Below are 9,810 nucleotides of genomic sequence, written 5' to 3' on the forward strand. Positions count from 1 at the left end.
CGTACGGCCTCGTGCCCGGTGGTCAGCCCGTGACGGCGATGAGCTCGTCGGCCGGGTTGTTCACCGGCTGCGGGGTGCCGGTGAGGTCCAGGACGAAGAGGGGGACGCCGAGGGTGTCGGCGCGGGCGCGGGCGTCGTCGGCGTACCCCGCCAGGGAGAAGAACACGCAGTCGGCGGACTCCGTCATGGCGGTCAGCCACAGACACTCCACATCACGCAGCGAGGCCGGTCGCACGGTGGGGTCCACCTGGGCCAGGATGCCGCGCGCGGCGAGCCCGATCCCGGACGGGGGCCGCTGGTCCGCGCGCCGGATGTCGCGATAGCCGAGCCAGCCGAGATAGAGCGCGGCGGCGGTGACGGCGTCGCGTGCGGTGCGGATGGTGACCGGCTGGAACGCCGGTCGGCGCTCGGGGGAGCCGTCGGGCCCACGCCCGCCGACGCCCCGGGCCGCACCGACCCCGGCACCCCGGTCAGGCGTCCGGGCCTGCACGGTGCCCCGGCGTGAGCCGGCCTCGGTGCCCTGGTCCCGGTTCTCGCCGTGGGCGGCGCTTCGGGGTGTGCGGGATTCGGTGTCCGGGTCCCGATCTCGGCCCCGGGAGGTGCGCCGTGGCGCTCGGGGTTCGGCGTCCCGGTCCTCGCCGCGGCCGGTGCCCCGAGGTGCCCCGGCCTCGGTGTCCCGGTCCCGGTCCTCGCTCCGGCCGGTGCCCTGAGGCGCGCCGGGCTTGATGTCCTGGCTCGGAGTCCGGGTCCGGACGCTGTCCTGGGGCGTGCCGATTCCGGCGGCCCTGTCCTGTTCCTGTTCCTCGCCCCTGTCCCCGTCGTTGTCGTTGTCCGGGAACGTGCCCCGGCCGGGGGCTCGATGGTCGCTTCCGGGCCCGTCCGGGGTGCTGCCCTGGCAGTCGGCTTCGCCGTTGTCGGGAGGGCCACCCACTCCCGCGCTCCGCCGGCCGCCCTCGCCGCCGGGCGTCGGCGCGTCGGTGCCGTCGCGCCGCGTGGTGTCGGCCGAGCCCGGCGCGCTCTCCGCACGCGGCGGACGGCCGACGCCTCGCGCTTCTCCGGCCCCGCGCAGCGGAATCCGCAGCGTCGTTCCGCAGGGGCAGCCCAGTTCCGGCTGCGGCCACTGGCTCTCGCGGCGGCAGACATCGCAGCGGACCGGGACCCAGTCGTCGTCCCACGCGCGATGGGTGACGGGGATCGGCTCCGCGAGGCGGTCGAGCGGGGCCGTCACGGGTGCTCCGCACACGCACGGATACGACGGGGCCGCGTAGACGTGCTCGCGGCGGCACGCCGGGCACCGCACCGGCACGCTCTCGGCCATGGCCCACTCCAGAAGGTCACCTCGGGTCAGCGCGTCCATCGTCCTCCTGCCGGGCGGCGTCCGGCAGCGAAACGCCGCGACGCGCACCGGCCCGGTCCGTCACGCAGCCCCACCCTTGACGCTCCTTGCCTCGACGCCTACATTGCTTCCAGATAGTAGAAGTTAGTTTCCATAATACGGAATAGCGACTCTTCGCGGGGCGCGACGGGAGCGCGAATCCGACAGCCGAAGCAGGAGTACTCCATGGCTCGTATGACCGCTGCCCGCGCGGCAGTCGAGATCCTCAAGCGCGAGGGCGTGACCGACGCGTTCGGCGTCCCGGGTGCGGCGATCAACCCCTTCTACGCGGCGCTCAAGGCGTCCGGAGGGATCAGTCACACCCTCGCCCGGCATGTCGAGGGCGCCTCGCACATGGCGGAGGGCTACACCCGGACCCACCCGGGCAACATCGGTGTCTGCATCGGCACATCGGGCCCCGCCGGCACCGACATGATCACCGGTCTCTACTCCGCGACCGGCGACTCGATCCCGATTCTGTGCATCACCGGCCAGGCGCCGACCGCGGTGATCCACAAGGAGGACTTCCAGGCCGTCGACATCGCCTCGATCGCGAGGCCCGTGACGAAGATGGCCGTCACCGTGCTGGAGGCCGCGCAGGTTCCCGGCGTCTTCCAGCAGGCCTTCCACCTCATGCGCTCCGGGCGCCCCGGGCCGGTTCTCATCGACCTGCCCATAGACGTCCAGCTCACCGAGATCGAGTTCGACCCCGACACGTACGAGCCGCTCCAGGCGTACAAGCCCGTCGCGACCCGCGCCCAGATCGAGAAGGCGATCGGGCTGCTGAACGCGTCCGAGCGTCCGCTGATCGTGGCCGGCGGCGGAGTCGTCAACGCCGACGCCGCCGAACTCCTAGTCGAGTTCGCCGAGTTGACGGGCACCCCGGTCGTCCCGACGCTCATGGGCTGGGGCGTGCTGCCCGACGACCACGAGCTCAACGCCGGCATGGTGGGCCTGCAGACCTCGCACCGCTACGGCAACGCGACCTTCCTGGAGTCCGACTTCGTCCTCGGCATCGGCAACCGCTGGGCCAACCGCCACACCGGCAACCTGGATGTCTACACGGCCGGACGGAAGTTCGTGCACGTCGACATCGAGCCCACCCAGCTCGGCAGGATCTTCGCCCCCGACTTCGGCATCGCCTCCGACGCCAGGGCCGCCCTGGAGCTCTTCGTCGAGGTGGCAAGGGAGTTGAAGGCCGCGGGCGGGCTGCCCGACCGTTCCGCGTGGGCAGCCTCCTCGCAGGAGAAGCGGGCCACGCTCCAGCGCCGGACGCACTTCGACGACATCCCGATCAAGCCGCAGCGCGTCTACGAGGAGATGAACAAGGCCTTCGGCCCGGAGACCCGGTACGTCACCACCATCGGCCTCTCGCAGATCGCCGGCGCCCAGATGCTGCACGTCTACCGGCCGCGCCACTGGATCAACTGCGGCCAGGCGGGCCCGCTCGGCTGGACCGTCCCGGCCGCGCTCGGCGTCGCCAAGGCCGACCCCGGCGCGCAGGTCGTCGCCCTCTCCGGCGACTACGACTTCCAGTTCATGATGGAGGAACTGGCCGTCGGCGCCCAGCACCGGATCCCGTACGTCCATGTCCTGGTGAACAACGCCTACCTGGGCCTGATCCGGCAGGCGCAGATCGGTCTGGACATCGACTTCCAGGTCAACCTGGAGTTCGAGAACATCAACTCCCCGGAGCTCGGCGTCTACGGCGTCGACCACATCAAGGTCGTCGAGGGCCTCGGCTGCAAGGCGATCCGTGTCACCGACCCGGGCGAACTCGGCGCCGCCTTCGAGCGGGCCAAGAAGCTCGCCGCCGAGTTCCAGGTCCCGGTCGTCGTCGAGGCGATCCTGGAGCGCGTCACCAACATCGCCATGAGCAGGACGAACGACATCGGAAACGTCGTGGAGTTCGAGGAGATCGCCACCGAGCCGGGCCACGCGCCCACCTCGATCAGGACGCTGAAGGTCTGACGCGGGCGCTCGTCCGCACGCAAGGGCGGCCCACCCCAAGTGATGGGCCGCCCCGGCGCGTTGTTCACAGGGGCGGGCGGGTCCGGCATGCTCGCCCCATGCGGATGACCGTCCCCACCCCCCTCGGCGACATCGCCGTACGCTGCCATCCCCCGTTTCCCGGCGCCCGCCCGGAGGGAGCCCGCGTACCGCCCGACGCCCCCGCGCTGCTGCTTCTGCACGCCAACCCCGGGGACGGCCGTGACTTCGACGCCGTGCTGCCCGCCCTCGCCGACCGGCACCGCACCTTTGTCGTGGACTGGCCCGGGTACGGCGACTCCACCGCGCCGGAACCCGCGCGGGTCACTCCCGAAGGGCTGGTGGAGGTCGCCGAGCGGGTGATCGACGCGCTCGCCGAGGAGCAGGGTGTGCGGGAGGTCGCCGTGCTCGGCAACAGCGTCGGCGGCTATGTGGCCTGCCGCCTCGCCGAGGGCCCCCGCGCCGCGTCGGTCACCGCGCTCGTCCTGGTCGACCCCGCGGGCTTCACCCGGCACACCGCGCTCACCCGCTGGTTCTGCCGTGAGGTGATGGGCCGCCCCGCCCGCGCCCGCCGGCTGGTCGTCCCACTGGCCCGCGCCTATCTGGGCGGGCTGGGCACGCCGAGCGCGCGGGAGACGTACGCCCGTGTCCGTCGACTGCCCCACGACGAGCGGAGACTGGCGGTGCACTGCGCGCTGTGGCGCGGTCTCGCCGACCCGGGATTCGGCCTCGCGGACCCGGCCGCCCTCGGCCTGCCGATCCTGCTCTTGTGGGGCACCCGTGACCCGGTCGTCCCCGCGTTCCTCGACGGCCGGCGTGCCCGGCGCGAGCTCCCCGCGGGCACGTCGAGCGTCCGGCTGCCCACGGCCCACGAGCCGTACAACGAACGCCCGGGTCTCTTCCTCCGGCATGTCCTGCCGTTCCTGGAGAATCCGCGGGCGGTCACCGCACGGAGTGTCAAGCCCCCCAGCCGCCCGCGCAGCCGGTGAAGCCATCGCCCCCCACGTCGCCGCTCCGGGGCATCCCGCGCTCCTCCCGGCCGCCGCGCCCCTTCAGACCGGCAGCCTCGGTGAAGCGCGGCACCAGCACGGTCAAGGCGGCGTCGCCGTACAGGGCGACCGCGAGCAGGACGTCGGCCGTGGACAGGCCCTCCGGTCCGGTGGGAGGCGGGACCGCGGCACGCAGCTCCCGGAGGACACGCCGGGCCGCGCGCGTCCGGCGCGGGGGCAGGCGGCGCAGCAGGCCGGCTGCTGCGGCCTCGCCGCGCAGCTCCGCCAGCGCCCGTCGCACGCGCGGCCGGTCCATCAACTCCCGCATTCCCGACGGGAGATAGAGCGAGCCGCGCAGGGCCCTCTCCAGGGGGAGCCCTGACACGAAGGGCGTCCCCGGGGGCGGGGTCGAGGTCCGTATCGTGACCGGCGGGCCCGGGACCACCGCGCCCCTCAGATACAGGGCGACCACGGCGACCTTCACGGCCGCGCGGGGCCCGCCACGCAGCAGCGCGACGGTCAAAGGCCCAGGCCCGACCGCCGCGCTCCCGCTCATGGTGCTTCCCCCGTACCCCCGTTCGGGACCCGCCGCCCCCGTGCCGGCGGGCCCCGTGTGCCGAGGATGTGCCTCATCCGGCGGGAGGTGAAGCCCCTGGGGCAGTGTTCAGAGGTTGATTTGAGGATTCCGTAGGCGTTCTACGCCCGCTTGTGTACGGACGGAGCCCGTTTGCCGCCCGTTTCCGCTCGTGGTCCGCGGTCCGCGGCTTACGTCCGGCGTCCAGGGTTCGACCGGTGGCCGATGCCCGCGGTCCTCATCCGTCCGAGTGTTCCGAGTGCTCCGAGAGGCCCGGCCAGTCGTCCGGACCACCGCCCTGCCACTCGATGATGTCGCTCTCCTCGACCTCGATCGCGTCGAGGTCGACATCCGCCTGACGCAGGATCTCGACCACGTCGTCGAGGTGGTACGCGATGCCGAGCATCCGGTCGCCCTCGGTGACCCGCCGCGACCCGTCCAGCGCCGGTGTGTGCACCACGATCCTGGGAAAAACCACGCCGTCAGCCTCCATGCTCCCAGGCTGCTGCGCGCGGCCGGAATCCGCACCCGGAGCCGGGCTCGCCGTGCTGCGGGGTGGTGGCCGTCCGACGGCGCGAGGCTGGGCGCGACAGTACGTTCGCGCCGCCGGACGGGGTCTGTGGCCCTTGAGGGCCGGTGGGGGCGGCCCCCGTGGGCCGGTGTGGCTGGGACCGCGGCGGATGCGACGGAACCGTGACACCGCTTCCCTCAGGTCGAGAAGCGGGTCCCGGGACCTTCACCACCGCACTGGCTCGCATGCCGCCGCGGTCCTCGCCTCGCCCGCGGTCCTGTCGTGCGGCCACCCCTCATCCGGGCCGCTCGATCCACCGCGGGCTACGCGTACCGTTCCTGACCTCCCGTCAGGGGCGGTACGCGAGCTGGGTTCTCAGTTCCCGACCGGCCGGTCTCGGCCGGGCCGTCGTGGGTGTTGGCTCGTGGCGGAGTTCCGGTGGTCGCAGACAGGGGCGCCGGACTCGGTCGTGAGCACGTGCTTCGACATCGTGGACCTTCCGTACGAGAGGGCGGCGGGTTCAGCGGAAATATTCTTCCGCCATGTGGATATCGTCCGCCCGGTGGAACCTAGGTTCGATGCGAACCGAACGTCAACAGTTTGTTGAAGTGGGCTCCTTGGAGCGGTCGGCTCAAGGCGGTAGGGGGTTCGGTGAGCGGATCCGGGCCGCGGCGGCGCCTGGGCGCGACAGGACAGGTGTCAGCGCCGCCGCGGCCCGGAAGTTCGAGATGCCCGGAAGTTCGAGATGCCCGGAAGTTCGAGAAGTCCGGGCCGGCCCGGCGGGGCATCCGGCCGTGTTCGGCCCTCGGCCGAGCCGGCGGAGTCGGCCATGGTTCGGCTCCAGGCCGTGGTGTCCAGGACCTGGCCTTTGCTCGGCTCTCGGCCGTGGTGTCCAGGACCTGGCCGTTGCTCGGCTCTCGGCCGTGGTGCCCAGGGCCTGGCCGTTGTTCGGCTCTCGGTCGTGGTTCAGATCTGTGCGCCGGAGAGGCGCTCGACCGCGCGCAGCAGCGCGGAGTGGTCCAGGCCGCCGTCGCCCTGTGCGCGCAGACTGGCGACGAGCTGGGCGACCACGGCGCCGACGGGCAGCGCGGCGCCCACGGTGCGGGCGGCGTCCGTGACGATGCCCATGTCCTTGTGGTGCAGGTCGATGCGGAAGCCCGGCTTGAAGTCGCGGTTCAGGAAGTTGTCCTTCTTGCGGGCCAGCACGGTGGAGCCCGCGAGGCCGCCGCCGAGGACGTCGAGCGCGGCCCTGAGGTCCACGCCGGACTTCTCCAGGAAGACGACGGCCTCGGCGCACGCCTGGATGTTCACGGCGACGATCAGCTGGTTGGCCGCCTTCACGGTCTGGCCCGAACCGTGCGGACCGCACAGCACGATGGTCCTCCCGAGCGCCTCGAACAGGGGCTCTGCCTCGTCGAAGTCCGCCTGATCGCCGCCGACCATGATCGACAGTACGGCCTCGATCGCACCGGCCTCACCGCCGGACACCGGGGCGTCCAGTACGCGAACGCCCTTCTCCGCACCGGCCTTCGCGAGGTCCACCGAGGTCTGCGGGGTGATCGAGGACATGTCGACCAGCAGCGCGCCGGACCGCGCGTTCTCCAGGATGCCGTCGGGGCCGTACGCGATGGCCTCGACCTGCGGGGAGGCGGGCACCATGGTGATCACCACGTCGGCGTCCCGCACGGCCTCGGCGATCGAACCGGCGGCGGTGCCGCCCGCGGCGGCCAGGCGCTCCAGCTTGTCCCGCTCCAGCGTGTAACCGGTGACGTCGTACCCGGCCCTGATCAGGTTCTCCGACATGGGCGAGCCCATGATGCCGAGACCGATCCATGCCACCTTGGGGAGGTTGTTGCTCATGAGGGTGCCTCTCTGAAATCTCTGCTGCGTCATCGGGATGCCGCTCAGCGGGCGGCTCGGGCGTCGGCGGGCAGCCAGTCGAAGGCCTCGGCGCTCGGCCGGTCGCCCGGCTTGTACTCCAGGCCGACCCAGCCCTCGTAACCGGCCTTGGCCAGCTGGTCGAGGAGCTCCTCCAACGGGAGGGTGCCGGTGCCCGGCGCGCCGCGGCCTGGGTTGTCGGCGATCTGCACATGACCGGTCCGGTCGGTGTGGTCGGCGATCACCCGCGGCAGGTCCTCGCCGTTCATGGAGAGGTGGTAGAGGTCCATGAGGAACCTGGCGTTGCCGAGGCCGGACGCCTCGTTGACCTTGTCGACGACGGCGACGCCGGCCGGGGCGGTCACCAGCGGGTAGCGCGGTGACTCCCGCTCGTTGAGGGTCTCGACGAGGAGGATCGCGCCGATCCGGTCGGCGGCGCGGGCCGCGAGGACCAGGTTCTCCAGGGCGAGCGCGTCCTGCTCGGCCGGGTCCACGCCCTCGACACGGTTGCCGTACAGGGCGTTGAGCGCCGTGCAGCCCAGCGACCCGGCGAACTCGGCGGCCACGTCGATGTTGGCGCGGAACCTGGCCGACTCCTCCCCGGGGATCGACAGGGCACCCCGGTCCGGACCGGGCAGCTGTCCGGCGTAGAAGTTCAGCCCCGTCAGCCGGACGCCCGCGTCCTCGATCGCCTTCTTCAGGGCGTCGAGCTCGGATTGCTCGGGGGTGGGGGAGTCGACCCAGGGCCACCACAGCTCGACCGCGGTGAAGCCCGCCGCGGCGGCTGCCGCGGGGCGCTCCAGGAGGGGGAGTTCCGTGAAGAGGATCGACAGGTTGACGTTGAAGCGCTGGTCCGCGAATCCCATGGGGGTCGGCGCTCCCTTCCGTACTGGCGGCCGTGCTGTCGGCCGGGCCGGCGATCAGTGCTATTCCGTATTGCGGAAGTTCGTTTCTGCTTAATGGAAGATTGCCGCCGTGTGGCGGGGCTTGTCAAGGGGGGTCGGTGGAAATCCGCAGTCGTGGCCCGCGCCGTACGGCGTGCCCACGGCCGCTCGGGCCACAGGGGGCTGCCGGGATGTCCGCGGCGCGCAGTAGGTTGAGCCCGTGCGATTGAGAGTGGAGTTCACGACCGAGCCCTTCGACCTCGACGAGGCGCCCCGGCACGCGCTGGTCGCCCGTGAGGTCATCGAGACGGCCGAGCTGGACGCCGTGGACGTCGGCCCGTTCGGCAACACCGCGGAAGGCGGCGCGGACGCCGTGCTCACCGCGGTCGACGCGCTGCTGCGCAAGGTCCTGGAGGCGGGCGCCACACGGGTCTCGCTCCAGGTCAACGTCGTGGGCGCGGCCGGGGAGGGCGATAAGTGACCGGATTCGGGGACGACCCCTTCGTCGCGGCGGTCAAGCCGCTGGTCGACGCCATGGGGGGCGAAATGCTGCCGCCCGAGCTGGCCGGCGTCGACGACGTCGTGCTGTCCTGGGAGGGCGCGGACGTCGTCGCCGTACGCCTGCCCCAGCTCGCCGACTCGCTCGACCGCATCCTCGCCGCCCTGGAGCGCAAGCGGGGCAAGCCGCTGGCGGAACTCGACCGCAAGGCCAAGCAGGACATCGTGCGCACACTGGAAGCGCGCGGGGCCTTCTCCGTGCGGCACGGCGTGGAAACCGTGGCGAGCGCGCTCGGCGTCAGCCGGTTCACCGTCTACAACTACATCAATTACGTCAACGAGCAGCGGGCCGAGGCGCATGCGGACGAGGGGCAGTCGCGACAGGACGGGTGACCGGGACAAATATCGGCAGGGTCACGCGAGCTGTCGCCTCATCGGCCCTGGCTCCAGGAGAGCCAGCGTTCGGCCCACTGCCGTTGCGCGGGCTCGACATGGTCATAGGATGCGCTTCGCCTTGCATGCTCCCGCAGTGCTGCAATGCGCTCCGGGTGTGAGGCTCCGGTGAACCCGATGCCGACCTGCCAGTACCCGGCAGTCATCATCACGTCACCACTCAACGATGTCGCGGCGAAGGTCGGGTTGTTCTCACCCGCCCCGAAGACTCCAGTCGCACAGCCGACGCCGGCCACGTCCCATTCATCGCAGAGCTGGACGCGCACCCATCGGTAGGAGGGAGGGACCTCCTCGTCTTCCACATTCGGCACATCGGCCGAAATGTCCAAGCCGAGCAGAAACTCCCGTCGGCCGTCGCTCGTTGTCGAGAACAGGCCGTGCTCCTGTGCCGCGCGCTCCCATTCCGCATTGAACCTGGCGCCCAGGTTCGGCTCGTCGTGTTCGATGACGACGTCCCAGCGGCCGTCTTCCAGCTGCAAGTACGTCACATACCGTGCGACGAGATAGGGCACGAGATCGTCACGGGTTTCGACGACTTCCAGGAATTTGAATCCTGCGCGGGAGAGTTTGCCCTCAAGTTCCCGAGGAAGTGCGGCCGTCACCCTTCGTTCCTTCTTTCCCGTCAGTAATTCAACTCGTCCGGCAACGCAGACGGCTCA

At 71.4% G+C, this 9,810-nt stretch carries 9 protein-coding genes and 1 pseudogene; 4 read left to right on the forward strand and 6 right to left on the reverse strand.

What is annotated here, in order from left to right; genetic code table 11:
- Positions 1–22: 22 nt before the first annotated feature.
- Positions 23–406: pseudogene (locus ACZ4N5_RS06315) on the reverse strand (hypothetical protein); the annotation flags it as partial.
- A gap of 1,155 nt (positions 407–1,561) precedes the next feature.
- Here ACZ4N5_RS06315 and gcl point away from each other — a divergent pair.
- Both gcl and ACZ4N5_RS06325 read left to right on the forward strand, forming a co-directional pair.
- Positions 1,562–3,346: a glyoxylate carboligase gene (gene gcl, locus ACZ4N5_RS06320; protein WP_467755957.1), complete on the forward strand. Its 1,785-nt coding sequence runs from the start codon at positions 1,562–1,564 to the stop codon at positions 3,344–3,346.
- A 98-nt stretch (positions 3,347–3,444) separates the two neighbouring features.
- The gene (locus tag ACZ4N5_RS06325; RefSeq protein WP_467755958.1) at positions 3,445–4,353 is read left to right on the forward strand and encodes an alpha/beta fold hydrolase; all 909 of its coding nucleotides are present in this window, start codon (positions 3,445–3,447) and stop codon (positions 4,351–4,353) included.
- On the opposite strand, the gene ACZ4N5_RS06330 is transcribed toward ACZ4N5_RS06325, so the two are convergent.
- The 4 genes from ACZ4N5_RS06330 to ACZ4N5_RS06345 all read right to left on the reverse strand — a co-directional run bounded on the left by ACZ4N5_RS06330 (position 4,322) and on the right by ACZ4N5_RS06345 (position 8,182).
- Positions 4,322–4,909 carry a TIGR04222 domain-containing membrane protein gene (locus ACZ4N5_RS06330; RefSeq protein WP_467755959.1) on the reverse strand — a complete coding sequence of 196 codons (588 nt, stop codon included), beginning with the start codon at positions 4,907–4,909 and terminating at the stop codon, positions 4,322–4,324. The two genes, ACZ4N5_RS06325 and ACZ4N5_RS06330, sit on opposite strands and share 32 nt — an antisense overlap.
- A gap of 256 nt (positions 4,910–5,165) precedes the next feature.
- Complete coding sequence (locus ACZ4N5_RS06335) at positions 5,166–5,405, reverse strand: hypothetical protein (RefSeq protein WP_467755960.1); 240 nt, start codon at positions 5,403–5,405, stop codon at positions 5,166–5,168.
- Between the two features lie 999 nt (positions 5,406–6,404).
- A complete protein-coding gene (locus tag ACZ4N5_RS06340; protein ID WP_467755961.1) occupies positions 6,405–7,298 on the reverse strand; it encodes a 2-hydroxy-3-oxopropionate reductase in 894 nt (297 codons plus the stop codon).
- 44 nt (positions 7,299–7,342) lie between these two features.
- On the reverse strand, positions 7,343–8,182 hold the full coding sequence (locus tag ACZ4N5_RS06345) for a TIM barrel protein (RefSeq protein ID WP_467755962.1): 840 nt from the start codon (positions 8,180–8,182) through the stop codon (positions 7,343–7,345).
- 238 nt (positions 8,183–8,420) lie between these two features.
- Between ACZ4N5_RS06345 and ACZ4N5_RS06350 the strand changes: the two genes are divergently transcribed.
- On the forward strand, positions 8,421–8,681 hold the full coding sequence (locus ACZ4N5_RS06350; protein ID WP_467755963.1) for a YkoF family thiamine-binding protein: 261 nt from the start codon (positions 8,421–8,423) through the stop codon (positions 8,679–8,681).
- Entirely contained in the window at positions 8,678–9,091 is a 414-nt protein-coding gene (locus ACZ4N5_RS06355; protein ID WP_467755964.1) for a helix-turn-helix domain-containing protein, read from the forward strand. The genes ACZ4N5_RS06350 and ACZ4N5_RS06355 overlap by 4 nt, the downstream gene beginning before the upstream one ends.
- A 38-nt stretch (positions 9,092–9,129) precedes the next feature.
- Here ACZ4N5_RS06355 and ACZ4N5_RS06360 read toward each other — a convergent pair whose 3' ends face one another.
- On the reverse strand, positions 9,130–9,753 hold the full coding sequence (locus tag ACZ4N5_RS06360; RefSeq protein ID WP_467755965.1) for a hypothetical protein: 624 nt from the start codon (positions 9,751–9,753) through the stop codon (positions 9,130–9,132).
- Between the last annotated feature and the right edge of the window lie 57 nt (positions 9,754–9,810).

This window comes from Streptomyces sp. NPDC026500 (assembly GCF_055567635.1).